At 72.5% G+C, this 25,866-nt stretch carries 22 protein-coding genes; 11 read left to right on the top strand and 11 right to left on the bottom strand.

The features are described from left to right. The first annotated feature begins 124 nt into the window (after positions 1-124). The 7 genes from OG444_RS29955 to OG444_RS29925 are packed head-to-tail and all read left to right on the top strand — an operon-like array spanning position 125 to position 9,757. The gene (locus tag OG444_RS29955) at positions 125-1,225 is read left to right on the top strand and encodes a Gfo/Idh/MocA family protein (RefSeq protein ID WP_327265113.1); all 1,101 of its coding nucleotides are present in this window, start codon (positions 125-127) and stop codon (positions 1,223-1,225) included. 56 nt (positions 1,226-1,281) lie between these two features. Beyond that, positions 1,282-2,334, top strand: a complete 1,053-nt coding sequence (locus OG444_RS29950; RefSeq protein ID WP_327265112.1) for an NAD-dependent epimerase/dehydratase family protein — start codon at positions 1,282-1,284, stop codon at positions 2,332-2,334. After that, positions 2,331-3,497: a DegT/DnrJ/EryC1/StrS family aminotransferase gene (locus OG444_RS29945; protein WP_327265111.1), complete on the top strand. Its 1,167-nt coding sequence runs from the start codon at positions 2,331-2,333 to the stop codon at positions 3,495-3,497. The genes OG444_RS29950 and OG444_RS29945 overlap by 4 nt, the downstream gene beginning before the upstream one ends. Further along, positions 3,494-4,267, top strand: a complete 774-nt coding sequence (locus OG444_RS29940) for a NeuD/PglB/VioB family sugar acetyltransferase (protein ID WP_327265110.1) — start codon at positions 3,494-3,496, stop codon at positions 4,265-4,267. The genes OG444_RS29945 and OG444_RS29940 overlap by 4 nt, the downstream gene beginning before the upstream one ends. Then, complete coding sequence (locus OG444_RS29935; RefSeq protein WP_327265109.1) at positions 4,264-5,379, top strand: DegT/DnrJ/EryC1/StrS family aminotransferase; 1,116 nt, start codon at positions 4,264-4,266, stop codon at positions 5,377-5,379. The genes OG444_RS29940 and OG444_RS29935 overlap by 4 nt, the downstream gene beginning before the upstream one ends. Before the next feature lie 32 nt (positions 5,380-5,411). Beyond that, entirely contained in the window at positions 5,412-8,711 is a 3,300-nt protein-coding gene (locus tag OG444_RS29930; protein WP_327265108.1) for a DUF4082 domain-containing protein, read from the top strand. Then, positions 8,708-9,757 carry a glycosyltransferase family 2 protein gene (locus OG444_RS29925; protein ID WP_327265107.1) on the top strand — a complete coding sequence of 350 codons (1,050 nt, stop codon included), beginning with the start codon at positions 8,708-8,710 and terminating at the stop codon, positions 9,755-9,757. Before OG444_RS29930 ends, OG444_RS29925 begins: the two co-directional genes overlap by 4 nt. A gap of 17 nt (positions 9,758-9,774) precedes the next feature. Here OG444_RS29925 and OG444_RS29920 read toward each other — a convergent pair whose 3' ends face one another. Continuing rightward, positions 9,775-10,476, bottom strand: coding sequence for a hypothetical protein (locus OG444_RS29920; protein WP_327265106.1), 702 nt, complete (start codon positions 10,474-10,476; stop codon positions 9,775-9,777). 80 nt (positions 10,477-10,556) lie between these two features. On the opposite strand from OG444_RS29920, the gene OG444_RS29915 reads away from it, so the two are divergent. Further along, on the top strand, positions 10,557-12,572 hold the full coding sequence (locus OG444_RS29915; protein WP_327265105.1) for an O-antigen ligase family protein: 2,016 nt from the start codon (positions 10,557-10,559) through the stop codon (positions 12,570-12,572). Further along, on the top strand, positions 12,518-13,489 hold the full coding sequence (locus OG444_RS29910; protein WP_327265104.1) for a glycosyltransferase family 2 protein: 972 nt from the start codon (positions 12,518-12,520) through the stop codon (positions 13,487-13,489). The genes OG444_RS29915 and OG444_RS29910 overlap by 55 nt, the downstream gene beginning before the upstream one ends. A gap of 6 nt (positions 13,490-13,495) precedes the next feature. On the opposite strand, the gene OG444_RS29905 is transcribed toward OG444_RS29910, so the two are convergent. Beyond that, positions 13,496-14,419 carry a sigma-70 family RNA polymerase sigma factor gene (locus OG444_RS29905; protein WP_327265103.1) on the bottom strand — a complete coding sequence of 308 codons (924 nt, stop codon included), beginning with the start codon at positions 14,417-14,419 and terminating at the stop codon, positions 13,496-13,498. Positions 14,420-14,600: 181 nt separating this feature from the next. Here OG444_RS29905 and OG444_RS29900 point away from each other — a divergent pair, with 181 nt between their 5' ends. Together OG444_RS29900 and OG444_RS29895 are read left to right on the top strand one after the other, a co-directional pair. Next, the gene (locus OG444_RS29900) at positions 14,601-15,761 is read left to right on the top strand and encodes an amidohydrolase family protein (protein WP_327265102.1); all 1,161 of its coding nucleotides are present in this window, start codon (positions 14,601-14,603) and stop codon (positions 15,759-15,761) included. A 54-nt stretch (positions 15,762-15,815) separates the two neighbouring features. Continuing rightward, entirely contained in the window at positions 15,816-16,283 is a 468-nt protein-coding gene (locus tag OG444_RS29895; RefSeq protein ID WP_327265101.1) for a cupin domain-containing protein, read from the top strand. Here OG444_RS29895 and OG444_RS29890 read toward each other — a convergent pair. From OG444_RS29890 to OG444_RS29850, 9 genes are all read right to left on the bottom strand, one after another. Next, positions 16,280-17,095, bottom strand: a complete 816-nt coding sequence (locus OG444_RS29890) for a glycosyltransferase family 2 protein (protein WP_327265100.1) — start codon at positions 17,093-17,095, stop codon at positions 16,280-16,282. The genes OG444_RS29895 and OG444_RS29890 overlap by 4 nt on opposite strands. Positions 17,096-17,117: 22 nt before the next feature. Then, entirely contained in the window at positions 17,118-18,188 is a 1,071-nt protein-coding gene (locus OG444_RS29885) for a hypothetical protein (RefSeq protein ID WP_327265099.1), read from the bottom strand. 6 nt (positions 18,189-18,194) lie between these two features. After that, the gene (locus tag OG444_RS29880; RefSeq protein WP_327265098.1) at positions 18,195-19,646 is read right to left on the bottom strand and encodes a lipopolysaccharide biosynthesis protein; all 1,452 of its coding nucleotides are present in this window, start codon (positions 19,644-19,646) and stop codon (positions 18,195-18,197) included. Continuing rightward, a complete protein-coding gene (locus tag OG444_RS29875) occupies positions 19,643-20,401 on the bottom strand; it encodes a chain length determinant protein (RefSeq protein WP_327265097.1) in 759 nt (252 codons plus the stop codon). The genes OG444_RS29880 and OG444_RS29875 overlap by 4 nt, the downstream gene beginning before the upstream one ends. A 22-nt stretch (positions 20,402-20,423) precedes the next feature. Further along, the gene (gene wecB, locus OG444_RS29870) at positions 20,424-21,566 is read right to left on the bottom strand and encodes a non-hydrolyzing UDP-N-acetylglucosamine 2-epimerase (protein WP_327265096.1); all 1,143 of its coding nucleotides are present in this window, start codon (positions 21,564-21,566) and stop codon (positions 20,424-20,426) included. Positions 21,567-21,570: 4 nt separating this feature from the next. Next, a complete protein-coding gene (locus tag OG444_RS29865; RefSeq protein WP_327265095.1) occupies positions 21,571-22,827 on the bottom strand; it encodes a nucleotide sugar dehydrogenase in 1,257 nt (418 codons plus the stop codon). Beyond that, entirely contained in the window at positions 22,827-23,597 is a 771-nt protein-coding gene (locus OG444_RS29860; RefSeq protein WP_327265094.1) for a WecB/TagA/CpsF family glycosyltransferase, read from the bottom strand. The genes OG444_RS29865 and OG444_RS29860 overlap by 1 nt, the downstream gene beginning before the upstream one ends. Continuing rightward, entirely contained in the window at positions 23,594-24,763 is a 1,170-nt protein-coding gene (locus OG444_RS29855; protein WP_327265093.1) for a hypothetical protein, read from the bottom strand. The genes OG444_RS29860 and OG444_RS29855 overlap by 4 nt, the downstream gene beginning before the upstream one ends. A gap of 434 nt (positions 24,764-25,197) precedes the next feature. Further along, on the bottom strand, positions 25,198-25,797 hold the full coding sequence (locus tag OG444_RS29850; protein ID WP_327265092.1) for an acyltransferase: 600 nt from the start codon (positions 25,795-25,797) through the stop codon (positions 25,198-25,200). Positions 25,798-25,866 lie beyond the last annotated feature (69 nt).

Here is a 25,866-nt window from a genome sequence, read left to right as displayed (position 1 = left end):
GCAGGTCACGCACGCGACGCGCAGGCGTCCGGGCTGCCGTCGACGGCACTTCCCTCCATCACACGCGTCCCGGCCATGAGTTGGCGACACGCCGTCCGGCGTGCGCGGAAGGAAGGGGAACGCTGTGAAGGACACCGCGAAGGACGCGGAGCAGAGCGCCGGCGGCAACGGCCGGGGGTCCGCGGGCCCCTTAGGCGTCGCCGTGGTCGGTGCGGGCTACTGGGGCCCCAATCTCGTCCGCAACTTCCAGTCCAGCGAGCAGTTCCGGCTGCGGTGGCTCTGCGACCTGAACGTCGACCGCGCCCGGCAGGTGCTCGGCGCCTACTCCACGGTCCAGGCGACCGACGACTACGAGGCGGTCCTCGCCGACCCGGACGTCGACGCGGTCGCGGTGGCCACTCCGGCCGGTACGCACCTGGACGTCGCTCTGGCCGCCCTGCGCGCCGGGAAGCACGTCCTCGTGGAGAAGCCCCTCGCGGCCACGTACGAGGACGGGCTGCGGCTGGTGAACGAGGCCGAGGAACGCGGTCTCACCCTGATGTGCGACCACACGTACTGCTACACCCCGGCGGTGGGCCGGATCCGGGAGATGGTCCGCTCCGGCGAACTCGGCGACATCCACTACGTGGACTCGGTACGGATCAACCTGGGGCTCGTCCAGAAGGACATCGACGTCCTGTGGGACCTCGCCCCCCACGACCTGTCCGTCCTGGACTTCATTCTCCCGGACCACGTCCGGCCGGTCGCCGTCGCAGCCCACGGAGCCGATCCGATCGGGGCCGGCCAGTCCTGCGTGGCCTATCTGACGCTCCAGCTGAACACCGGCGCCATCGCGCACGTGCACGTCAACTGGCTCTCCCCGACCAAGGTGCGCACCACCATGGTCGGCGGCTCCAAGCGCACCCTGGTGTGGGACGACCTCAACCCCACGCAGCGGGTCGCGGTGTTCGACCGCGGAGTGGACCTGAGCACCCCGCAGGAGATCGGCGCGGACGAGCGCCGGGACATGCTCGTCTCCTACCGGACCGGCGACATGGTGGCGCCCGCGATCGGTGAGAAGGAGGCCCTGCGCAGCATGGTCGAGGAGTTCGCCGCGTCCATCAGGACGGGGCGGCCGCCGCTGACCGACGGCCGGGCGGGACTGAAGGTGCTGGACATCCTGGAAGCCGCCTCCCGGAGCCTGGAGTTCCGCGGAGCGGTCGTCGGACTGCGCACCGGGCGTTGACCGACCGCAGTCCGATCACACGCAAGACCACGACCGAATTCAGTGGGGGCAGGGCGTTGAGCAGCGTACGAGGCAAGAGGATTCTGGTCACCGGAGGGGCGGGCACGATCGGCTCGCACCTGGTGGACCTGCTGGTGGACAACGGGGCACGCGAGGTCGTGGTGCTCGACAACTTCGTGCGGGGTCGGACGGCCAACCTGGCCCGCGCCCTGCCGAGCGGCGTGGTGGAGGTCGTCGAGGGCGACATCCGCGACGTGGCCGCGGTGCGCAAGGCGACGGAGGGCGCGGAGCTGGTGTTCCACCTCGCCGCCATCCGGATCACCCAGTGCGCGGAGGAACCGCGGCTGGCGAACGAGGTCATGGTCGACGGCACCTTCAACGTGCTGGAGGCGGCCGCGGCCGCCGGGGTGGGCAAGGTGATCGCCTCGTCCTCCGCCTCGGTCTACGGCCTGGCCGAGCAGTTCCCGACCACCGAGCGCCACCACGCGTACAACAACGACACCTTCTACGGTGCGGCGAAGGCCTTCAACGAGGGCGTGCTGCGCAGCTTCCACTCCATGTACGGGCTGGACTACGTGGCCCTGCGCTACTTCAACGTGTACGGCCCCCGGATGGACATCCACGGGCTCTACACCGAGGTGCTGATCCGCTGGATGGAGCGGATCGCCGCGGGCGAGCCGCCGCTGATCCTCGGCGACGGCACCCAGACCATGGACTTCGTCCACGTCCGGGACATCGCGCGGGCCAATCTGCTGGCCGCGGAGTCCGATCTGACCGATGAGGTCTTCAACGTCGCGAGCGGGACCGAGACCAGCCTGCTCGACCTGGCGCTCGGGCTGCTGGAGGCGATGGGCGCGGACGGGCTGGTGCCCGAGCACGGACCCGCGCGGGCCGTGAACGGCGTCACCCGCCGGCTCGCGGACACCTCGCAGGCCGCGGAACGCCTCGGCTTCACCGCCGGGATCGACCTGCGCAGCGGGCTGCGGGACCTGGTCGACTGGTGGCGGGCCGAGCGGGCCGCCGACGCGGCCACCGCGAACGCCACCGCCAACGCCACCGCCAACGCCACCGCGAACGCCGCCGACGGGGCAGCCGGGGCGGCCCGATGAGCGCCCCGGACGCCGCTCCGGACGCCTCCGCCGCCCGGATCCCGGTGATGGTGCCCTGGCTCGGCGAGGAGGAGGCCAAGGCCGCGGCCGACGCGGTGCTCTCCGGCTGGGTGGCCCAGGGCCCCCGCGTCGCCGAGTTCGAACGGGCCTTCGCCGAGCGCGTGGGCGCCGAGCACGGCATCGCGGTGAGCTCGTGCACCACCGCCCTGCACCTGGCCCTGATCGCGCTGGAGCTCGGTCCGGGCGACGAGGTGATCGTCCCCTCCCTGTCGTTCATCGCGACCGCCAACGCGGTGCGCTACGTGGGTGCGCACCCGGTGTTCGCCGACGTCGAGGAGGCCACCGGCAACCTCACCCCGGCCACCGTGGACGCGGTCCGCACACCCCGGACGAGGGCGGTGCTCGCCGTCCACCAGGGCGGGGTGCCCGCGGACGTGCACGCACTGCGCGCGGCGTGCGCCGACTGGGACGTGCCCCTGGTGGAGGACGCCGCCTGCGGCATCGGCGCGACGGTGGGCGGCAAGTCGGTGGGCCACGGCGCCCTGCTCGCCGCCTGGTCCTTCCACCCCCGCAAGGTGATCACCACCGGCGAGGGCGGCATGCTGACCACCGACGACGCGCAGTGGGCCGAACGGCTGCGCCGGCTGCGCGAGCACGGCATGAACGTGTCCGCCGCGCAGCGGCACGCGAGCAGCAAGCCGATCGCAGAGAGCTATCTGGAGGTCGGCTACAACTACCGGATGACCGACATCCAGGCCGCGGTGGGTCTGGTGCAGCTCGGCAGGCTGGACGAGATCGTGGCCCGGCGGCGCTCGCTCGCCGCCCGGTACGCGGAGCTGCTGGGCGCGGTTGCGGGCGTGCGCCCGGTCCGGGACCCCGGACACGGCCAGGGCAACTTCCAGTCGTACTGGGTGCTGCTCGCCGAGGACTTCCCGGTCGGCCGGGACGAGCTGCTCGCGGTGCTGTCGGAGGCCGGGATCTCGGCCCGGCGCGGCATCATGGCCTCGCACCTGGAGCCGGCGTACGCGGACCACGGCGCGGCGCCGCTGCCGGTCACCGAGCGGATCAGCCGCGACTCCCTGATCCTGCCGCTGTTCCACACGATGACGCGGGAGCAGCAGGACCGGGTGGTGGCGGTGCTGCGCGAACAGGCGGGCGGATGAGCGGCCCGCAGCGGCGGACCGAGGACCTGCTGATCGTCGGCGCTGGCGGGTTCGCCCGCGAGACCGCCCAGGCCGTACGGGACGCCGCCGCCGCGGCGGCGGCGTACGGCCGGGCCCCGCAGTGGCGGCTCGCCGGGCACCTCGACGACGATCCGGCCCTGCACGGCCGGGAGGTCGACGGGGTGCCGGTGCTGGGCGGCAGCCACCTCGTGCACGAACTGCCGGCCGCCCGGGTGGTGGTCTGCGCGGGCAGTCCGCGCGACTACGCCGTACGGGCCCGCCTGGTGCGGCGCCTGGGGCTGCCCGGGAGCCGTTACGCGACGGTGGTCCACCCCACGGCGGTGGTGTCGGGGTCCTCGCTGCTCGGCGCGGGTTCGGTCCTGCTCGCGCACAGCGTGCTGACGGCCGCCGTGCGCCTCGGGTCCCACGTGGCGGTGATGCCGCACGTGGTGCTCACCCACGACGACCGGGTCGGGGACTTCGCCACGCTCGCCTCGGGGGTCCGCCTCGGCGGCGGGGTCCGGCTGGGGCGCGGGGCGTACGTGGGCGCGGGCGCGCTGGTGCGCGAGGGCACCACGGTCGGCGCCTGGTCGCTGACCGGGATGGGAAGCACGGTCCTGGCCGATGTGCCGCCGGGTGAGGTGTGGGCCGGAAGCCCCGCCCGCCGGCTGCGCGAGGCGGGCGGTCCGGCGCTCGACGAGCTGCGGGCCGATGGCGAGGAGACGGCCGGCCGTTGGCCGGAGACACGGATGGGGAGCACATTCGCATGAACCAGATACCGCTGGTCGACCTGAAGGCGGCGCACGCCGAGGTCGCCGAGGAATTACGGGCGGGCTTCGACCGTGTGCTCGCCGACACCGCTTTCATCGGCGGTGTGGAGGTCCGCGCGTTCGAGCGCGAGTACGCCGAATTCGCCGGGGTCGGGCACTGCGTGGGTGTCGCCAACGGCACCGACGCCCTGGAACTCGCCCTGCGGGCGAGCGGGGTGGGCGTGGGCGACGAGGTGGTGCTGCCCGCGAACACCTTCATCGCCACGGCGGGCGCCGTCGCCCGGATCGGGGCCCGGCCGGTGCTGGTCGACTGCCTCCCCGACACCCTGCTGATGGACCCGCGGGCGGCCCTGGAGGCCGTCGGCAAGGCCACCCGCGCGGTGGTCCCCGTCCACCTCTACGGGCAGTGCGCCGACACCGCGGCGCTCGTCGCGGGACTGCCGGCCCACGTGAGGATCGTCGAGGATGCCGCGCAGAGCCAGGGCGCGACCCGCGACGGCCGCTCCGCCGGCAGCGGAGGCATCGCCGCGACCAGCTTCTACCCGGGCAAGAACCTGGGGGCGTACGGCGACGCGGGCGCGGTGGTGACCGACGACGAGGAGCGCGCGGACCTGGTCCGGGCGCTGGCCAACCACGGCGGCGTGGCCAAGTACCGCCACGACGTGGCCGGGTTCAACAGCCGGCTGGACGGCCTGCAGGCCGTGGTCCTGCGGGCGAAGCTGGCCCGGCTGGCCGACGGGAACGCGGCCCGCAGGGCCGCCGCCGCCCGCTACGACGAGCTGCTGGGCGACCTCGCCGGCTCCGGACGGGTCACCCTGCCGGTCACGGCGGAGGGCAACGTCCACGTGTGGCACCTGTACGTCGTCCGGGTGGCCGGGGCGGACCGCGACGCCGTCGTCGGCAAACTCAACGCCGAGGGCATCGGCGCGGGTGTGCACTACCCGGCCCCGGTGCACCTCACCCCGGCCTTCGGCCATCTCGGCCACGGCCACGGCGACTTCCCGCACGCCGAGCAGGCGGCGGACCGGATGCTCTCGCTCCCCCTCTTCCCGCAGATCACCGCTGCCCAGCAGCAGCGGGTCGTGGACACGCTCCGCGACGCCCTGCGCTGACCCCTCGCGCTCACGCAAACAATGAGGTCCAGATGAACAGACGGACAAGGTTGCTCCGTTACGGTCTCTTCACCGTGGTCGCGGCCTTGATGGCCACGGTCATGCCGCCGGCGGCGGTGGCCGGTGCGGCCGATCCCTGCGGTCCCACCACGAACGCCATCGTGTGCGAGAACTCCAAGCCCGGCACGCCGATGGAGGACTGGTTCGCACCCAGCGCCTACGGCGACATCAAGGGCTTCCCGGCCCAGACGAGCGTCCAGGCCGGCGAAACCCTGCAGTTCAAGATCCAGTCGTCGACGGCGTACAAGGTCTCGGTCTACCGCCTCGGCCACTACGGCGGCACCGGTGCCCGCCTGATGTCGACCGCGGCCCAGGCGGCCCAGACGTACCCGGCGAACTTCGCGCCGGGCGGCAACCCGGCGGCCTGCGCCAAGAAGGCCGCCACCGGTCTGGTCGACTGCGGGAACTGGCCCGTCACCGCGACGTGGGCCGTGCCGGCCGACGCCGTGTCCGGGCTCTACGTCGTCAACTTCGACCAGGCGGACGGCAACGGCGTGATGCCCTACCCGTTCGTCGTCCGCAACGACTCCAGCCACTCCGACATCGTCGTGCAGACCAGCGACCAGACCTGGCAGGCGTACAACAACTACGGCGGCCAGGACCTGTACGACGGCGGCGGCCCCGCCCCGGACGGGCGGGCGTACGAGGTCAGCTACAACCGGCCCATGGACATCGGCGGGGACAACGGGATCTACGGTTCCGAGTTCCAGATGGTCGCCTGGCTGGAGCGCAACGGCTACGACGTGAGCTACATGTCCGGAATCGACATGTCGGTGCGCGGCGCGACCCTGATGCCCAACCACAAGGTCTTCATGTCCTCCGGGCACGACGAGTACTGGACCCAGGACCAGTTCACCAACGCCCTGAACGCGCGCCGGGCGGGGCAGCACCAGACGTACTTCGCGGGCAACGAGATCTTCTGGAAGACCCGTCTCGCCCCGAGCATCGACGGCGCGAACACCGCCAACCGGACGCTGGTCTCGTACAAGGAGACCAAGCTGTCCTTCCCGCAGCCGAACGGCATCCCCGACCCGAGCGGGATCTGGACGGGCACCTTCATGGACCCGGCCGGCGCCACCAACGGGCGGCCCTTCCAGCCGCAGAACCAGCTGACCGGTTCGATGTTCAGCGTCAACGGGTACCGCAGCGACGCGATCACCGTGCCCGGCACCTTCGCCAAGCAGCGGCTGTGGCGCAACACCACGGTGGCGAGCCTCACCCCGTCCCAGACGGCCACGTTCCCCGCCGGCACGCTCGGCTACGAGTGGGACAGCGACGTGGAGAACGCCAGCCGGCCCGCCGGGCAGATCCAGATGTCCTCCACCACCGTGGACATCGAGGACGGCAAGCTCCTGAAGGACTACGGCAACACGTACGGGAACGGCACCGCGACGCACAGCCTGGTCGCCTTCCGCGACCAGACCTCGCACGCGCTGGTCTTCGGCGCGGGAACGGTGCAGTGGTCCTGGGGCCTGACCAACATGCCCACCGGCAATCCGGACGACGCGGTGGTCACCGAGGACAAGCGGATGCAGCAGGCCACGGTGAACGTGTTCGCCGACATGGGTGTCCAGCCCAGGTCGCTGCAGAGCAACCTGGTCGCCTCCACCGCCTCCACGGACACCGTGGGCCCGGGCATCACGGTGACCAGCCCCGCGGCGAACGCGACCGTACCGGCGCTGCGGCCGGTGACCGTCACGGGCACGGCCACCGACACCGGCGGCGGCGTGGTCGCCCGGGTGGAGGTGTCCACCGACGGAGGGACGACCTGGAAGGCGACCACGGGCCTGGCGTCCTGGAGCTACACGTGGACCCCGACCGTGCAGGGCTCCGCGCAGATCAAGGTGCGCGCGGTCGACGACAGCGTCAACATCGGCGCCACCACCACGGTGCCGCTGACGGTGGGACCCCAGCAATGCCCCTGCACGGTGTGGCCCGCCGCGGCCGTACCGGGCACCGTCAACGCCGGTGACGGCAGCGCCGTCGAGCTCGGCGTGAAGATCCGGTCCTCGGTGGCCGGTTCGATCACCGGTGTCCGCTTCTACAAGTCCCCCGCGAACACCGGCACCCACACCGGCAGCCTGTGGAGCAGCACCGGCCAGCGCCTGGCCACCGGCACCTTCACCAACGAGACGGCCTCCGGCTGGCAGCAGCTGAACTTCGCCACCCCGGTCCCGGTCAAGGCGAACACCACCTACGTCGCCTCCTACTTCGCCCCGCACGGCGGCTACTCCTTCGACACCACCTTCGCCGCGGGCAGCGCGGGCCTCGCCCCGCTCACCGCGCTGAAGAGCGGCACGGACGGCGGCAACGGCGTCTACCGCTACAGCGGCACGGGCGGGTTCCCGTCCACCGCCTCGTCCGGCAGCAACTACTGGGTGGACGCGGTCCTGGACACCTCCACCGCGAGCACGGCCCCGCCCACCGTGACCGCCACCTCGCCTCAGTCCGCGGCCACCGGCACCCAGATCACCGCGGCCGTGACGGCCACCTTCAGCAACGCGATCGACGCGGACACCCTGGTGTTCTCGGTGAAGGACTCCGGCGGCGCGGCCGTACCGGGCACCAAGGTGCTGGGCGCGTCGAACAGCGCGACCTTCACCCCGTCCTCCGAACTGGCCCTGAACTCCACCTACACGGCGTCGGTCCAGGCCGCCGACCTGTGGGGCAACGCGATGGGCGCGCCGGTCACGTGGAACTTCACCACGAGCGCCAGCCCGCCGACGGTGAACTGCCCGTGCACGTTGTGGAACGGCGCGGCGACGCCGAGCACCGCCAATGTGGGCGACGACGCCAACTCCGTGGAACTGGGCACCCGTTTCCAGTCCGCGGTGAACGGCTACATCACCGGTGTCACCTTCTACAAGGGCCCCGGCAACACCGGCACGCACACCGGCAGCCTGTGGTCCGCCTCCGGCACCCTGCTGGCGACCGGCACCTTCGGCAGCGAGACCCTGACCGGCTGGCAGCAGCTGCAGTTCGCCACGCCGGTACCCATCACGGCGGGCACCACGTACGTGGCCTCCTACCACGCGCCGAACGGCAACTACTCGGTGGACGGCGGCTACTTCACCGGTGCCCACCGCTCCTACCCGCTGGTGGCCCCGGCCGACGCGGCCGGCAGCGCCAACGGGCTCTACAAGTACGGGGCGGCCACGGTCTTCCCCTCGAACACCTTCGGCTCGGTGAACTACTGGGTCGGCCCGGTCTTCACCACCACCGCCCCGGTCGCGGCGCAGGCCGGGCCGTCCACGGAGGTGAGCGGGCAGTGAGCACCGTCAGCGTGGTGATCCCCTGCTACAAGTACGGCCACTTCCTGGCGGACTGCGTCAAGAGCGTGCTGGACGAGCAGGAGGGCGTGGACGTCCGGGTACTGATCATCGACGACGCCTCGCCCGACGACTCCGCGGAGGTCGCCCGCGCACTGGCGGCCTCCGACCCGCGGATCGAGGTACGGGTCCACGAGAGCAACAAGGGCCACATCGCCACCTACAACGAGGGCCTGCTGGAGTGGGCCGACGGGGACTACGTCGCCCTGCTGTCGGCGGACGACCGGCTGGTCCCCGGGGCCCTGGTGCGGGCGGCGGCCCTGCTCGACGCCCATCCGGAGGCGGGGTTCTGCTACGGCAGGCCGCTGCGCTTCCGGCACGGCGGGCCGCTGCCCGCGGCCCGTACCCGCAGCACCGGATCGGTCGTCTACCCCGGACGGTGGTGGCTGGACCGGCGGTTCCGGGAGGGCACCGGGTGCATCACCTCACCCGAGGTGGTCGTCCGCACCAGCCTCCAGCGCAAGGTCGGCGGCTACGACCCCCAGCTGCCGCACGCCGGTGACATCGAGATGTGGATGCGGCTCGCGGCGCACGCCGACGTGGGCTACGTCCAGGGGGCCGACCAGGCCTTCTACCGGGTCCACGGCAACAACATGTCCACCACGGACTTCGGCGGGCAGCTCGACGACCTGCGCCAGCGCCTCGTCGCCTTCGACTCGGTGCTGGACAAGTGCTCCGGGCTGCTGCCGGGCTCCGACCGGCTGGCACTGTCGGCGCGCACCCGGCTCGCCCGGTACGCACTGCGGCGCGCCTACCGGGCGTACGACCGGGGCCGCACCGCGGTGGTGCCGGTCGACGAGCTCGTGGAGTTCGCCGCGGAGTGCCTGCCCGAGGACTACACCTCGCTGGCCGAGTACCGGGCGCTGCTCAGGCGGCGGCGCATCGGGGCGCGCACCATGCCCTACCTCCAGCCGCTCGTGCTGTCGGCCGTGGCCGACCGGGGGCGCGAGTGGCTGTGGTGGCGGTCCTGGAAGCGCCGAGGGATCTGATGATCCGCCCCGTGCGTTCAGCGGGTCGCCCCGGCGAGGGGCGCCCGCTCGGGCTCCTCGGCCCGGACCACCGGACCGGCGTCGGCGGCAGTGCGCCGGCGCCGGCTCCGGCTCCGGCGTGTCAGGAGCCGGTCGGTCCACAGGGCCGCGACCACGCCGCCGACGCCGCCCAGCAGGGCGGCCCCGGCGAGGCCGCGGCTCTTGTTGCCGGTCTGCACCACCGCGGTGGGCGGCACCAGGAGCGTCACGCTCATCCGCGCGGCGTCCGGAACGCCCTGCTGCGTCTGCAGGTCGGTGAGGTGCTTGGTGTAGACCTCGATGATCTTCCGGACGGCCGTGTCGGCGGCGGCCGGCCCGGCCTGCTCCGCCTGGATCTGGAGCGAGGGGATCAGGTAGCGAGGGGTGACGCTGGTTCCGCTGTTGCGCGGGATCAGCCGGTAGGTGCCGTGCACTCCTGCGGTGCGGAGCTCGTCGGCACCGGCGGGCGAGTCCAGCTGCTGCACCGCGGCGTAGGAGACGGCGGCGAGCGGCGGCTGCAGATTGGCGAGCTGGTTGGGCTGGGTGTCCGTCACCGGCGGCTTCAGTACGACGATCGCCGTGCTCAGGTACGTCCGGGTGGGGTGCAGGACCTGCCACGCTCCGGCGGCCGCGAGCACCGCCGCCACGACCAGGACGTACCAGCGCCGACGCAGCGCACGGACCAACTCACCAGGCGACACAGGGATTCCTTCCGTTGTGACCGATCTTTGCAGGACATGGGTAGGCCCGCCATCAATTGCGGCCTGTCCGGGGGGTGTTCATGAGCATCGGTGAGATCGTGGCGGTGCTCCGGCGCCGCTGGTACGTGATGGTGCCGTTGACGCTGATCAGCCTGCTCGCGGGGGTGCACCTGTTCCGTTCGGTGCCGGTGGCCTACCAGTCGGAGAGCTCGGTGGCGCTGCTGGACTCCACCGCGGTGGCCGAACTGGCCCCCGCCTTCGGCAATCCCATCGCGAACGCCGGCGGTTCGCTGGTGGTCACCGCGGACGTGCTGATCAGGACGCTGTCGGGGACGGACGCGGCGCGGGACCTGCAGGGCATCGGTGTGACCGATCCCTACACGGTCGGGTTCGCCGCGAACACCTCGGGACCGATGCTGACGCTGTCCGTCACGGGCACCGACCGGACGAAGGTGCTGGAGGAGACCAACAAGCTGACGGCGTTCGCCGGGGAGACGCTCAACGCGCTCCAGGCCGCGGCCAAGGTCAAGCCCGCGTACATGGTGCAGACGGCCCCGGTGGTGCTGCCGCAGACGCCGGTGCCGCAGATGAAGAGCCGCTACCAGCAGGTGCTGGGCGTCGTCATCCTGGGCACCACGGCCGCCTTCACCCTCTCCTTCCTGACGGACAGCCTGCTGGCGACGCTGCGGCGGCGTCGCTCGGCCTCGGCCGCTCCGGCGCGGGGGCGCGGCCGCCGCAAGCCCTGGGGGCGGCAGCTGGACGCGACCGCCCTGCTGAGCTGCTACCTGGCGCTGGCCTTCTTCATCCCCTCGAACCTGACCCTGCCCGGGATGGGCGGTGTGGGCACTCCTGCCAACGTGTTCGCGCTGCTGTGCCTGTTCTGGTACCTGGCGGCGTGGATCACCGGCCGGCTGCGGCCGGCCCCCGGCACCCGGCTGCCGCGGGTGGTGATGTGCCTGCTGGCCTTCTCCGTGCTGGCCTCCTACCTCGCGAACGCGATGCGCGGCAGCTCGCACAAGGAGATCCTGGCGGCGGACCGCGGGCTGATCGGACTGCTCGTCTGGGTGTCCCTGGTGGTGCTGGTCTCCGCGGGGATCCAGGACCGGGCCCGGCTGGACGTGCTGCTGCGCCGGGCCGTGGTGATGGGCACGATCGTGGCGGCCGTCGGCTTCTACGACTTCTTCACCGCGACGAACATCGCCGACAGCATCTCCATCCCGGGCCTCCAGTCCAGCGTCGCCCAGATCACCACCCTGGACCGGGGCTCCTTCACCCGGCCGCGGGCCACCACGGCGCAGCCCCTGGAGTTCGGCGGGATGCTCGCCATCCTGCTGCCCTTCGCCGTGCAGCAGGCCTTCGATCCGGTACGGGGGCACCTGCGCGCCTGGCGGCGCTGGGGTCCGGTGGTGCTCATGGGCGGCGCCCTGCCGCTGACGGTGTCGCGGACCTCCATCATCGGGGCGCTCATCGTGGTGCTGGTGATGGTGCTGCGGTGGAAGCCGGAGCGGCGGTGGGCGGCGATCGGTCTGCTGATGGGCTCGGTGGCCTGCTTCAAGGTGATCATCCCGGGGCTGATCGGCACCATCACCGCGCTCTTCGCCTCGTTCGTGACGAACTCCGACAGCAGCACCCAGGCCAGGACCGTCAAGTACAGCGCGATCGTCCCCTATCTCGGCGAACGGCCGCTGTTCGGCCGGGGCTTCGGGACCTTCCTGCCCGAGCTGTTCTTCTTCACCGACAACCAGTACATGCTCACCCTGGCGGAGATGGGCCTCGTGGGGCTGCTCGCGCTCCTGGTCCTCCTGTTCACCGGGATCCACCAGGGCGGTGCCATCCGCAGGCTGGCCCGCACCGAGTCCGACCGGGAACTGGGGCAGGCGTTCTTCGCCTCGGCCCTGGTCTCGCTCGTCATCGCCGCCACCTTCGACGCCCTCAGCTTCCCGATGTTCGCCGGGGTGTTCTTCCTGACGATCGCCGCCGGAGGCAGCTACCTCGGGTTCATCCGGCGCGCCGCGCCGGAGCCCGCAACCGTGGAGTCCCCATGCAGTTCAGTCAGCCGGCCGCCCGCCGACCGCATCCGGGTACCGGCCCCGTAGCGGTCCTCGTCGTCACCTGGAACAGCGCCCCGGTGCTTGCGGAGTTCCTCGCCTCGCTGCCCGAGGGCATGGCCGGGCTCGACTGGCGCCTGGTCGTCGCCGACAACGACTCGGCCGACGGCACCGTGGAGCTGATCCGTTCCCTGGCCCCGGACGCGACGGTCGTCCAGACCGGCCGCAACGCGGGGTACGCGGCCGGGGTGAACGCCGCCCTGGCGGCCGCCGCCGAGTGGGAGGGCGGCTTCGGGGCTGCCCTGGTCTGCAATCCGGACGTCCGGATGAGGCAGGGCTGCGCCAAGGTGCTCGTGGACGCGCTGGGCTCCGCGGCGCCCGGTGGCGGCCGGGTCGGGATCAGCGTCCCGCTGCTGTACGAGGAGGACGGCCGTACGCTCCTGCTCTCGCTGCGCCGGGAGTCCCTCGTGACGCGGGCGCTCGGCGAGGCGGTGCTCGGCAACCGCCGGGCCGGGCGGTTCCCGCGGTGGAGCGAGATGGTCACCGATCCGGCCGCGTACGAGCGGGCGACGGTCGCGGACTGGGCGACCGGTGCGCTGATGGCCCTGTCCGGGGAGTGCCTCGAAGCCTGCGGGGCCTGGGACGAGTCCTTCTTCCTGTACTCGGAGGAGACCGACTACTGCCTGCGGGCCCGCGACCGCGGCTTCGTGACCCGGCTGGAGCCCGCGGCCACGGCCACCCATCTCGGCGGCGACTCGCAGGTGTCGCCGCGGCTGTGGACCCTGCTGACGCTCAACCGGGTCCGGCTCTACGGGCGCCGGCACGGGGCCGCGGCGACCGCCGCGTTCCGTGCGGCCGTACTGCTCCGGGAGACCTCCCGGGCAGCGCTCGGCCGGCCCGCCAGCCGGGCGGCCGCCCGCGCCCTGGCCGGCCGCCGCGCCCTGCGGGCCACGCCCGGGCCGTGATGACCCTCAGACCGCGGGCGGCCGGATTCCGGCGAGCTTGTCCGGGTTGGTGATCGAGAAGACGTGGGCGATCCGGTCCCCTTCGGGGGACAGGTCCACCACGACGACGGCCAGCGGGCTGCCGTCGGCGAGGACGAGGGCGCCGGGGTCGCCGGCCACCCGGCGGTGGCGGAGGTCGAAGCCCTGCGCCGGCAGGGCGCGGGCGACGGCCATGAAGACGGCCGCGACGCTGTCGCGGCCGCGGACGGGGTGCAGGCTGACCGCGGGGCCCTTGCCACCGCCGTCGGTCCAGAGCGTCACATCGGGTGCGAGGAGTTCGAGGAGCGTCCGCAGGTCGCCGCCGAGCGCGGCCGCGGCGAAGCGCTCGGTGACCTGCGCGTGCAGGTCCGCCCCGGGCCGGTGCCGGGGCCGGCGGGCGTGGACGTGGCGGCGCGCCCGGGTGGCGAGCTGGCGGACGGCCGTCGGCGAGCGGTCCAGGATCCGCCCGATCTCCGGGTGCGCGAATCCGAACACCTCGTGCAGGACGAACACGGCGCGTTCCAGCGGGGACAGCGTCTCCAGGACGACGAGCAGGGCCATGGACAGCGCCTCGGCCCGCTCGGCCCCCGCGGCGGCGTGATCGTCGGCGGCCGTCAGCGGCTCGGGCAACCACGTGCCCACATAGCTCTCCTGACGGCGGCTCAATTCGGCCCGTCGCGCGAGCGCCTGGTTCACGGCGATCCGCACCAGGTGCGCGCGGGCGTTCTCGACGGGCTCGGCGTCGGGCCTGCGGTGCCGGGCGGACCAGGCCAGCCACACGTCCTGGAGCACGTCCTCGGTGTCGGCGACGGTGCCCAGCATGTTGTAGACCACCGAGAAGAGCAGTTCGCGGTGGCCGAGGAAGCGGTCGGTGACGGAGTCGACCGGGTGGGGCGGCGGCGTGGCGGTCATGCGTCCTCCTTGTCTGCCATGACCGAAGAGGTCCCCGGGGCCGGGAGTGTGACACAGGGCGGCCCGGATGTGAGGCCCGTCACGGCGCCCCGCCGTGATGTCACAGCCGGAGGCCGCTGCGCCCTCTGTGGTGGTGTCCGGGGAGGAAGGGCCTTCCCGGCACGCTGGAGGAGGACCTTTCATGCGTACACGGATCCACGGCGTCCGCGTCTTCGACGGCGAGCGCAGTGCCGGTGTCCGGGACGTGATCCTGGAGGACGACCTCGTCGTGGCGGTCTGCGCCCCCGAGGCCCGCGCCGCTTCCGGGCCCGCCGATGCCGAGGTCGACGGCCGGGGCAGGACCCTGCTGCCGGGGCTGATCGACGCGCACACCCACGTCTTCGACGGCAGTCTCGCCGAGGCCCTGCGCCACGGGGTCACCACCGAGATCGACATGTTCTGCCTGCCGCGCCCCCTCGCCCGGCACCGGCGGCTCGCGGCCGGCCGCGACGACGTCGCCGATCTGCGCAGCGCCGGCACGCTGGCGACCGCACCCGGCGGCCACCCGACCCAGCTGCTCGCCGCGCTGACCGGCACGCTGCTCGACCCGCGGGACGTGACGGAGACCGACTTCGTGACCGCTGCGGAGCAGGCCGCGGACTTCGTGAAGGCGCGGCTCGCCGAGGGCAGCGACTTCCTCAAGCTCGTCATCGACGACGGGACGGTGCACGGCGACGATCTGCCCGTCATGTCCCCGGCGGTCGCGGCCGCCCTGACCTCGGCCGCCCGTGCGGCCGGGCTCCGGGTCGTCGCGCACGCGGTCACCGCCGCCGACGTGGTCACCGCACTCGACGCGGGGGTGGACGGGCTCGCCCACGTGTGGGCCGACCTCGGCCCGGACGACGCGGCTTCCGGGCGCCTCGCCCGGCGCGTACGCGACCAGGGCGTGTTCGTCGTGTCCACGCTCGCGTACTTCGAGGCGGTCGACGCCCAGGCGGCCGGGGGCGCGGCCTGTGTGCCCCCCGGCCGGTACCCGGCCGCCGTCGGCGCGCTCCGCGCGCTGCGCGAGGCCGGCGTCCCGCTGCTCGCCGGAACGGACGCCACCCCGTTCGCGCCCGCCCACGGCGCGGGCCTCCACCGTGAACTGGCGCTTCTCACGCGGGACGGCGGGCTGCGCCCGCAGGAGGCGCTGACCGCCGCGACCGTCCTGCCGGCCCGCCACTTCGGGCTGGCCGACCGGGGCCGGATCGCCCCGGGGCTGCGTGCGGACCTGCTGCTCGTGGAGGGCGACCCCACGCACGGGGTCCGGGCCCTGGGCGCGATCGCCGCCGTCTGGCGCCGCGGGATCCGGCAGGCCCGCTGAGCCCGGGCCCGCCCCCCGCCGCGTTCCGTCACCGCTTCCGGAAGGACCACACCCATGCCCCACGAACGCTTCGTCCTCCTCGATGCGGGAGAGGCCCGGCCGGGCCGGATCCCGCTGCCGCCCGCCTTCTCGGTGAAGGCGGCCACGGGGGACACCGAGGGACGCTTCTCCCTCCTCGAAGTGGTACTGGCGCGGGAGATCCCCCGCCACACCCACCACGGCGCGGACGAGGGCGTGTACGTGCTCGACGGCGAGCTCCTCGTCGACATCGGGCACCGCTCCCACACCCTGACCGCCGGGCAGTTCGTACTGCTCCCCCACGGCGTACCGCACGCGCTGCGTCCCGGTCCCGGCGGGCCGCCGCGGGTCCTGCAGATCTCCTCGCCGGGCGGCTGGGAATGCTTCGTCGAGGACATGATCGAGGCCGGGCCGCGGCTCACCGTGGGGGGCGGGCTGGACCCGGCCCGGCTGAACGTGATCGCCGGGCGGCACGGCATCACGTACGAGGAACCGTCGTCCTAGGTAGATGTGCTGCCTGCCGCTCCGTCCCAACGGGTCCAGAAACTGTCCGGGTTGACCAGGTAGCGGACGGTCGCCCGGGGCAGGTGGCGCACCTCGTGGCGGCGCCCGTAGCGGCGGACGAGTTCCCAGTCCTCGCGGGGCAGCACCTCGGGGGTGCGGCGCAGCCGGCTGAAGTACAGGGAGCGGTTGCGCCGCGCCACGAAGGCGTTGGTGTCGAGGAAGGCCTCGTGTGCGGCGCGGCGGCGGTCGAAGGGCACGGACAGGACGTCCCGGTCCGTGCCGTCGGGCAGCACCCTGCGCAGGGCGGTGTAGACGGCGTCGGGCCCGCCGGGCGGCTCCAGCGCGGCCAGGGCCTGTTCCAGGTGGTCGGGCTCCCACAGGTTGTCGTCGTCGAGGAAGGCCACGTAGCGCGATCGCGTCAGCCGGATGCCGACGTTGCGCACGACCCCGGCGGTCGCCGTGTTGCGGGCCAGGGACACCGCGAACAGCCTGGGGTCCGCAGGCAGTTCCGGCAGTCCGGCGCCGTCGTCGACGACGATGACCACCTGGTCGCGGGCCGTCTGGCCGAGGGCACTGCGCACGGCCGCGCGCAGTGCCTCGGGGCGCCGGTGGGTGGGGATGACGGTGGCGACCAGGGCGGCCGGGGGCTCGCCGAGGACGGCGCCGAGCCGGCGGGTCTCGGCGTCCTCGAAGCGGCGCAGCCGCAGGGCCGAGGGGGCCAGCAGGACCTTGTTCCTGGCTTCGAAGAGAACGAGCCAGCCGAAGGTCCGCTTGAGCAGTTCCCAGGGGGCCCGCGCGATCCGGCGCATCATGTCCTGTCGGTCCTCTCGGTGGTCAGGAGGCGGGTGGGGGCTCGACGGGTCTGCCGTCGGACATGCGGTTGCCCTTCCACACGTTTCCGGCGCCGCCCGCGTTCCAGGCGGTGGCCGTGCCGTAGGCCCCGCTCGCCGGGTGGTACTGGGTGGAGAAGACGTTGTCCGTGACCTGGATGCCGGTGGCGCCCGGGCCGCCGCCGTAGAGGGCGTACGCTCCCCCGGCCAGCCAGTTCCCTTCGACGACCACGGAGGAGACCACTCCGGTGTCGGCGAACAGGCCGACGGCTGCGGTGGCGCCCTTGTCCACCGCTGTGGAGTTCAGCAGCGTGTTGAGGCGGATGGTCAGCCGGCCCTTGTTGCCGCCGCCGCTGATGACGGCGTCGGTGTGCTGCCATTCGCCGCCCTGGTTGCGGAAGGCGACGAGGTCGTGGACGTAGTTGTCGTGCAGGTCCCCCTGGCCCATGGACAGGGCGTTGCCGAAGACCGAGATGTCGCACCAGCCGACCTCGATGGAGCTGCCGCCCATGTTCGATACGGCGTAGTTGACGCCCCCGTTGTCGGGGCCCTTGCCCGGGACGGCGGTGATCGTGGTGTGCAGGACCTTCAGTCCGCTGAAGCCGGGGCGCAGGTTGATGCCCCACCAGTTGGTCGACGTGATCCGGCTGTCGATGACGGTGACGTCGTTGGCGTAGATGTCGAGGGAGCCGCGGATGTCCCAGCCCTTGATGACCGTGCCGTCCTTCTTGACGGACATGTTCCCGGTGTCGTGCCGTTCCAGGTCGATGCGCGGGCCGGTGGTGCTCGCGTCGGGGAACCCGCAGGTGCCGGGCGAGGTGCAGGGCGGGGCGGAGCTTGCGGGCGGCGGTTCGCCCGTCCCCGGCGAGGCGGTCGGGGACGGCGGGGCGGAGGTGGCCGGCGGGCTCGACGGTGCGGGCGGCGCCGTGGCGGAGGGTGCGGCGCTCCCGGTGGCGCCGGGCGCCGCCTCGTGCTCGTTCATGGCGGTGCGGTCCGCCCGGTAGAGGGTGAGGACGACGGCCAGGACCACTCCGGCGAGCAGCCATGCCGTCAGGCGCCTTCGGTGCTGTGTCACGGCTGCCTATCCCTTGAGTAATGCGCGGCCGGGCAGGACGCACAGGACGTAGCAGAGGGTGCCGGCGGCTCCGGTGGCCAGGAGCGCGAGCACGCTGTCGCCCAGGTACCGCTCCAGGAGGAGGAGTACGGCGGCCATCACGACGCCGCCGAGGAGCGGCCAGGCGCAGGCCCGGGCGACGGTGCCCAGACGGATTCCCCCGCGGTGCAGGGCGAGGAGGAACACCGGGACCACGACGACTCCGGCGACCAGCACGTGCCCCTGGGCCACCCCGACGATCCCGCCGCCGCGGGCACCGATCACGAGGACGGGGATCAGGATGATCAGCCAGAGTCCCTGGACGCCGATGAGCGAGCGGCGCCGGCCGATGGCCACCAGGCAGTCGTAGGCGAGTTCGCAGCCGATGCGGACCAGACCGAGGGCCATCAGCCAGGGCAGGGCGCGGGCGGCGGGCAGCCAGCGTTCACCGTAGACGAGCTCCACGACGGGGGCCGCGAGTGCGGCGAGCAGGACGCAGATCGGTACGGTGCCCGCCATCACGACGCCGAGCGCCCGGCTGAATCCGGCGGCCAGCGCCTGCGGGGAGTCGGCCAGCCGGGAGAAGCCCGCGAAGGAGACCCGGCGGGCGGCTTCGGAGATGATGCGTACGGGCCAGCCGGAGATGTTGAAGGCGAGCACGTAGAAGCCGAGGGCCAGGGGGTCCAGGACCGATCCGACCACCATGGTGTCCACGTTGACCACGCCGAGGGCGAGCATGCTGGCTCCGGCGAGCGGGAGCCCGAACCGGAGCAGTGCGCGGGCCTGTTCCCGGTCCCAGCCGAACTTCAGGGTGCCGGGCGCGGCGATGCAGCAGCCGATGAGCGCGGCCACGTTCCCCACCACGGAGCCCCAGGCGAAGCTCATCGCGCCCCAGCCGTCGATGGCGAGCAGCAGGGTGACTGCGGTGCTGAGCACGAAGTTGAGGCCGTCGACGGCCATCCGCCTGCCCTGCGCGAACTCCCGGGTGAGGAAGCCGGCGGGGACCTGGGAGAGCCCGTCGAGGATGACGCACAGGCACATCACCCGCAGGACGCCGGAGGCCTCGGGCGAGCCGAGCACCTCGGCCACCGCGGGGGCCACCGCGAACAGCACGGCGTACAGCAGGCAGCTGGAGGCGGCGCTGAGGGTGAGGACGGTCGGGGCGAAGCGGCGCGGGTCGCCCTCCCAGCGCACGATGGCCAGCGAGACGCCGAGTTCGTTCGCCGAGAGGAGGACGAGCAGGACGGTCTGGGCGATGCCGTACACGCCCCAGGCCTCGGGCCCGAGGAAGAAGCGGGCCAGGATGATGCCGGTCGCGAAGTTGCCGAGGCGCATGACCACGGTGTTGATGAGGCTCCACTTGGCCGCGGAGCCGACCTTGCGCCCCAGCGAGGGCGCCGCCGGGGTGGTGCTCTCGGTGTCCGCCGCGGGGCCGGTCACGGCGATCCGGGCGTACGGGAGCCGGCCGCGCCGGAGCCGGCCGGCTGGGCGACGGTCATGCGCAGGGTGGCCGTCGGGTCGCCGACGCCGTCCGCGGCCGGTTCACCGCCCTCGACGCCCTCGCCGGGGGCGGGCCGGTGCCTGCCGGGCGAGGACCGCCTGCGCTTGCGGGCCTCCACGAAGAAGGTCGCCACCAGGCTGAGTACGAAGCCCAGCGCACCCGCCATGACCAGGAACTGGAGCCTGGCCTTGGTCTGCGCCTCCGGCTTCTGCGGGGGCACGATCGTCGCCATCCGGATCATGGCGTCGGGCGTCACCGACTGCTGGGTCTGGAACTCCAGCAGCCGCTTCTCGGCGTAGGTGGTGAGGATCTCGTCCGACTTCAGCACCGCGGCCGGATCGGTCCCCTCGACGCTGAGCCACATGTAGGGGCCCAGCGCGTTGTCGGCGATCTTCGCCTCGTGCACCCCGGTGAGGCCGAGGGACTTGAGGTCGGCCTTGGCGTCGTCGGAGTTGAGGTTGCGGGCCAGGCCGTCGGCCATCCCGGTGAGCGAGGCCTGCGTGCTCAGGAAGGGGTTGCCGTCGAAGGCCACCGTGGCCTTCTTCGAGTTCAGCAGGGTCACCGTGCTCTGCGACCGGTACTCCACCGGCACCAGCAGGTACACGCCGGCGGTGAGCGCCGCCGTGATCAGCAGTCCGGGCAGCAGCACGTACCAGCGTCTGCGCATGACCCGCCAGATCTCCGCGAGATCCATGGTCTTCCCCTTCGCCTTGCGTTTACAGCACGTGCTGTCGTTCGGTGGCCGCCTCGCGCGGGACGAGGTCGGTCGGGCGCGGCCGGGTGTGCGCGGGCGGGCCGTCGAGCAGGACCGCGGCGATGCGCTCGCTCGCCCGGCCGTCCCAGAGTGCGGGGCAGCGCGGCGCGGGCGGATGCTCGAGGACCCGGTTCACGGTGGCCGTGATGCGCTCCGGGTCCGTGCCCGCCAGCACGTTCGTGCCCTCCTCGACGGTGATGGGGCGCTCCGTGTTCTCCCGCAGGGTCACGCAGGGCACCCCGAGCGCGGTGGTCTCTTCCTGGATGCCGCCCGAGTCGGTGAGCACCACGCGGGCGGAGTCCTGCAGCGCGATGAAGTCGAGGTATCCGGCGGCCGGGACCAGCCGGATGCCGCCGGGTACGCCCAGTTCGGCCAGCCGCTCGGCGGCCCGCGGGTGCACGGGCAGCAGCAGCGGACAGCGGTCGGCGATCTCGCCCAGGGCCTTGAGCAGGCCGCGCAGCGCCCCGGGGTCGTCCACGTTGGCCGGCCGGTGCAGGGTGACCAGGCCGTATCCGCCGCGGGTGAGCCCGTACCGGTCGAGGACGTCGGACTGCCTGGCCCGGTCCAGGTTGGCGAGGAGGGTGTCGATCATGACGTTGCCGACGACGTGGATCTGGTCCTCGCGGTAGCCCTCCGCCCGCAGGTTCACGGCGGCGTCGGGCGAGGGCGCCAGCAGGTAGTCGCTGAGCCGGTCGGTGGCGACCCGGTTGACCTCCTCGGGCATGCTCCAGTCCCGGCTGCGCAGCCCGGCCTCCACGTGGGCCAGCAGCGGGCCGGCCTTCGCGGTGACCAGGGCGCAGGCCAGGGTGGAGTTGATGTCGCCGACCACCACGACGGCGTCCGGGGCCAGTTCGTCGATCAGCGGCTCGAAGGCGGCCATCACCCGGCCGGTCTGCTGGGCGTGGCTGCCGGATCCGGCCCCCAGGTACCGGTCGGGCGGCCGGATGCCGAGGTCGCGGAAGAACACGTCGTTCATGGACGCGTCGTAGTGCTGTCCGGTGTGGACGAGGATCACCTCGGCGCCGCGGCGCTCCAGTGCGTCCATCACCGGTTTGATCTTCATGTAGTTGGGCCGGGCGCCGGCCACGCAGACGATTCTGGTCACGGGGTCAGAGCACCTCCACGGTGGGTCCGGAGACCCGGTTGCGGCAGTCGAGTACGTAGGAGGCGTGCTCGGTGACCATCTGGTAGTCGAAGGAGTCGTGGTCGGTGAGCAGGACGACCACGTCGGCGGCCGCCAGCTCCTTGCGGGTCGGCTCGACCCGCACCAGGCGGGCGTCGACCTTGATGCTCTCCACCACGTGGGGGTCGGCCGCGCGGACCTTGGCCCCCATGTCGAGGAGCAGCTGGGCGATGCGGACGGCGGGCGACTCCCGGGCGTCGCCGGTGTTCTTCTTGTAGGCGAGGCCCAGCAGCAGGACCTTGGAGCCGTTGACCGAGCGGCGTTTGGCGTTGAGCGCGTCGATCACGCGGCGCGTCACGTACTCGGGCATGTGGTTGTTGATGTCGTTGGCGAGTTCGACGAAGCGGAAGTTCTGGCCGAGCTCGCGCTGCACCCGCCAGTTGAGGTAGGAGGGGTCGATCGGCAGGCAGTGGCCGCCGACGCCCGGGCCGGGGGTGAACTTCATGAAGCCGAAGGGCTTGCTGGACGCCGCCTCGATGGCCTGCCAGACGTCGATGTCCAGGTGGCGGGCGAACATCGCGATCTCGTTGACGAGGGCGATGTTCACGTGGCGGAAGGTGTTCTCCAGCAGTTTGGCCAGCTCGGCCTCCTTGGGGGAGCGCACCGGCACGGTGGTGTCGACGAGGTCCCCGTAGAAGGCCTCGACGGCCTTCAGCGAACGGGCGTCGACGCCGGAGACCACCTTGGGGGTCTGCTGGAAGCCCCAGACGGTGTTGCCCGGGTCGATGCGTTCGGGGCTGTAGCCGAGGTGGAAGTCCTCGCCCGCGGTGAGCCCGGAGCCGTCCTCCAGGATCGGTGCGAACAGCTCCTCGGTGGTGCCCGGGTAGGTGGTGGACTCCAGGATCACGGTGGCACCCGGGCGCAGGAAGCGGGCCAGGGTGTGCGCCGACTCCTCGATGTAGCGCAGGTCGGGAGCCCCGTCCTGTAAGGGCGTCGGGACGGTGACGACCGCGACGTCGAAGCCGCCGCAGTCCCGGGCCAGTTCGCTGGCGCGGTAGGTGCCGCGCGCCAGCGCGCGGGCCAGCCGTTCGGAGGAGACGTCCTCCACGTACGACTCACCGGCGGCGAGGCTCTTGACCCGCCGGGAGTCCACGTCGTAACCGATCACCTGGTGTCCGACCTCGGCGGCCCGGATGGCCAGCGGCAGTCCGACGTATCCCTGTCCCACGACGACGACGCGCATCAGTAACTCCTGTTCGCGGAAGGGGCGGACGGTGTGCGGCGGATGAGTTCCCGGACCGTCATGACGAGGAAGGCGGCGTTGGTGGTGAGGTAGCGCCTGCCGAGTCGGCGCGGCTCCTGGAGGGTGCGGTAGAACCATTCGAGTCCCATCCGCTGCCAGACCAGGGGGGCCCGCTTGGTGATGCCGGCGAGGATGTCGAAGGAGCCGCCCACTCCGTGGACGACGTGGGCGCCGGTGCGCTTGCCGTAGCCGGCGGTGAAGATCTCCTTCTTGGGCGAGGTCATGCCGAGGAACAGCAGCCGCGCTTCGCTGTCGGCGATGGCGTCCGCGATCGACTCCTGGTCGCCGTCGCCGAAGTAGCCGTTGCGGCTTCCGGCCACCCGGAGCTTCGGGAAGCGCTCGGAGATCTGCCCGAGCATCATCTCCAGGACGTCCTCCTGGGCCCCGAGCAGGTAGACGGGGATGTCCGCCACCTCGGCGGCGGCGAGCAGCCGCATGAACAGGTCGATGCCCGCGACCCGTTCGGGCAGCCGCACGCCCAGCACCCGGCCGGCCCAGACCACGGCCTGGCCGTCGGCCAGCACGAGGTCGCAGCCGGCGACCGCCTCGGCGAGGAGGGGGTCGCGGCGCATGTTGACCAGCTTGGCGGCGTTGACCATGCCGATCTCGATCTGCTCGCCGCGGCGCACCGCGTCGAGGCAGCGCTGCACGGTCTCGTCCATGGTCAGCGGGTCCAGCGGGACCCCGAAGAGGGACTGTCGTCGTGTCATCTCTGGGGTCCCCCGAGCCAGGCGAAGAGCATCCAGCCGAACTCGTACGGACGGCACTCGCGGTCCACCGCGCCGGGGCGGAAGATCCGGTCGAGCGGTGCGAGCCGGGCGTGCGGGGCGACGCGGGTGGTGAGCCCGCGGGCGGCCCGGACGGCCTTCTTCGGGTCGCCGCGGTAGACCTTGCGCCAGGTGACGCCGAAGTCCTCACGGATCATCGGCTCCCGCGGGGTCCCGAAGGGCCCGGCGAGTTCGGGCACGTCGGTCATCCAGCGCAGCCCGCGGCGGATGGCCGCGCCGAAGTCCGTACCGCCGGCCTCGGCCACGTCGAACAGGGCGGTGGGGGCCATCGCGTGCTGGTGGACGCTGTAGACCGGGTAGCCCTCGATCACGCCGCCCTCGCGGGCGTCGTAGTGCCACCACCACTGTCCGCCGTCGCCCTGCAGGTCGCAGATGCGGGCGGCGCAGGCGTCGGCGGCCGCGAGGGCCTCGAGGTCGTCGCCGCTCGCGTGCAGCCGGGCCAGTGCCTGCAGCGGATAGGTCTGGTCGGCGAAACAGGCCACGTGGGACCGGTAGCCGGGGACCAGTCCGGGCGCGGTGGCGTGCGGGAAGAGCGGGCTGTCGCCGACCCTCGCCGCCAGCAGCCGCTTCCGGGCTGCCGCGAGGCGCTCCTCCACGTCCACCACGGCGCGCGCGGCCGTGAGGGCGGAGAGCACCCAGGCCGCCTCGACCGTGTACTGCGGCCGGCCCGGTACGTCCAGCGCGGCCACCCGGTCGAGCGCGTCGGACAGTTTCGGATGTCCGGTCTCCGCGGCGGCCCAGGCGATGAGCGCCGCGTCGCCGAGGTTCACCACCCCCGCGAGCCGGTCCACGAGCACGCCCGTGAACTCGGCGGCGGAGCGCCCGCCGAACAGCGCGCGCTGCCGGTCCTCGGGCAGGAAGCGGGCGCCCAGTGCGGTGATGGCCGCGTACCGGGTGCTCGTTCCCCGCTGCTCCAGGCCGCGGGCGCCGTCGGGCGAGATGACTCCCGCCCTGGTGAACACGAAGTTCTCGGCCTCCGGCAGGTACATCGCGGGAAGCCCTGCCTCGGCCAGCGCGAGCAGCCGCTCGGCGAGGGCGTGCAGTGACGCGTCCTCGTCGGCCAGTGCCGCTAATCGTGTGATGGTCATCGGGTCCCCACCCCGAATCCCCTGGTGCTCCCCGCACCCCGTATGTCCGAGCTGTACGGCTCCAACACACCTACCCCCTCTGATCGTTCTCCTCGGACGGACCTGGCGGTCGTCACTCCGTGGAGGGGGACTGCGCATGACGGCGTCCGCGCCCGCGGCGATGTCACGCCACCGGCACGAACCGTCCGAAGGCTGCCGTCTGGATCCCCCCAGCGATGCCTCGGACCGGGACACGCGTGAACGGCAGTGCCCGCAGGCGCGGTGTGCCCGCGCCGGACATGGCAGTGCCCTCGGTGCCCTCGTCGTACACAACCCCCCACTGAACATGGCCTGTTGCCTGCTCAGATCCCGTGTGCAGGGACACGTTATGCCCGCGGATGTTCGTTGATTGTGGTTTTGAGGAAATGCCGGTGCCCTAAATTGCCGACATTCCGTCAGGTTCGCTCGATGAGCGTGCCGTCCTTCTCCTCGTGCAGCGCTCCGGTGCGCGGGCACTCCCAGGTGCCCGCCTCGCCCTCGCGCTCCACCAGCCGGACTCCGGCCCGGCCGACCCAGCCGATCCGCCGGGCCGGCACACCCGCGACGAGCGCGAAGTCCGGCACGTCCCTGGACACCACGGCGCCGGCCGCCACGAGCGCCCAGCGCCCCACGCGCACCCCGGCCACGCACACCGAACGGGCCCCGAGCGAGGCCCCCTCGGCGACCACGACCCCGGCCGGCTCCCAGTCGCCGTCGCGCTTGATCGCGCCGTCGGGGTCGACCGCACGCGGGTAGAAGTCGTTGGTGAGCACCGCCGCGGGGCCGATGAAGACCCCGTCGCCGAGCTCCGCGGGCTCGTAGACGAGTGCGTAGTTCTGCAGCTTCACATGGTTGCCGATCCGTACGCCGGGCCCTACGTACGCCCCGCGTCCCACGATGCACCCGCGCCCGAGCCGGGCTTCCTCGCGGATCTGCGCCAGATCCCAGATCGTGGTTCCCTCACCGAGTTCGGCGCTCTCGTCGACCTGGGAGGAAGGCTGAATGCGGACACTCACGGCGCGGTCCCCTAACGGCTGCGAGATGTACGGAAGCACACGTGCACGATGTACGGATGTACGGAGTGC

This window comes from Streptomyces sp. NBC_01232, from assembly GCF_035989885.1.
In the GTDB taxonomy this organism is placed as follows: domain Bacteria; phylum Actinomycetota; class Actinomycetes; order Streptomycetales; family Streptomycetaceae; genus Streptomyces.
Note: the sequence above shows the minus strand (reverse complement) of the source record. Positions and strands in the feature narration are given on the sequence as shown.

Bases quoted from the DNA above. Each gene is read 5' to 3' on its own strand.
- OG444_RS29945 (WP_327265111.1), top strand. From the start codon at position 2,331: ATGAGCGCCCCGGACGCCGCTCCGGACGCCTCCGCCGCCCGGATCCCG.
- OG444_RS29940 (WP_327265110.1), top strand. From the start codon at position 3,494: ATGAGCGGCCCGCAGCGGCGGACCGAGGACCTGCTGATCGTCGGCGCT.
- OG444_RS29935 (WP_327265109.1), top strand. From the start codon at position 4,264: ATGAACCAGATACCGCTGGTCGACCTGAAGGCGGCGCACGCCGAGGTC.
- OG444_RS29930 (WP_327265108.1), top strand. From the start codon at position 5,412: ATGAACAGACGGACAAGGTTGCTCCGTTACGGTCTCTTCACCGTGGTC.
- OG444_RS29915 (WP_327265105.1), top strand. From the start codon at position 10,557: ATGAGCATCGGTGAGATCGTGGCGGTGCTCCGGCGCCGCTGGTACGTG.
- OG444_RS29910 (WP_327265104.1), top strand. From the start codon at position 12,518: ATGCAGTTCAGTCAGCCGGCCGCCCGCCGACCGCATCCGGGTACCGGC.
- OG444_RS29905 (WP_327265103.1), bottom strand. From the start codon at position 14,419: ATGACCGCCACGCCGCCGCCCCACCCGGTCGACTCCGTCACCGACCGC.
- OG444_RS29900 (WP_327265102.1), top strand. From the start codon at position 14,601: ATGCGTACACGGATCCACGGCGTCCGCGTCTTCGACGGCGAGCGCAGT.
- OG444_RS29895 (WP_327265101.1), top strand. From the start codon at position 15,816: ATGCCCCACGAACGCTTCGTCCTCCTCGATGCGGGAGAGGCCCGGCCG.
- OG444_RS29890 (WP_327265100.1), bottom strand. From the start codon at position 17,095: ATGATGCGCCGGATCGCGCGGGCCCCCTGGGAACTGCTCAAGCGGACC.
- OG444_RS29875 (WP_327265097.1), bottom strand. From the start codon at position 20,401: ATGGATCTCGCGGAGATCTGGCGGGTCATGCGCAGACGCTGGTACGTG.
- OG444_RS29865 (WP_327265095.1), bottom strand. From the start codon at position 22,827: ATGCGCGTCGTCGTCGTGGGACAGGGATACGTCGGACTGCCGCTGGCC.
- OG444_RS29860 (WP_327265094.1), bottom strand. From the start codon at position 23,597: ATGACACGACGACAGTCCCTCTTCGGGGTCCCGCTGGACCCGCTGACC.
- OG444_RS29855 (WP_327265093.1), bottom strand. From the start codon at position 24,763: ATGACCATCACACGATTAGCGGCACTGGCCGACGAGGACGCGTCACTG.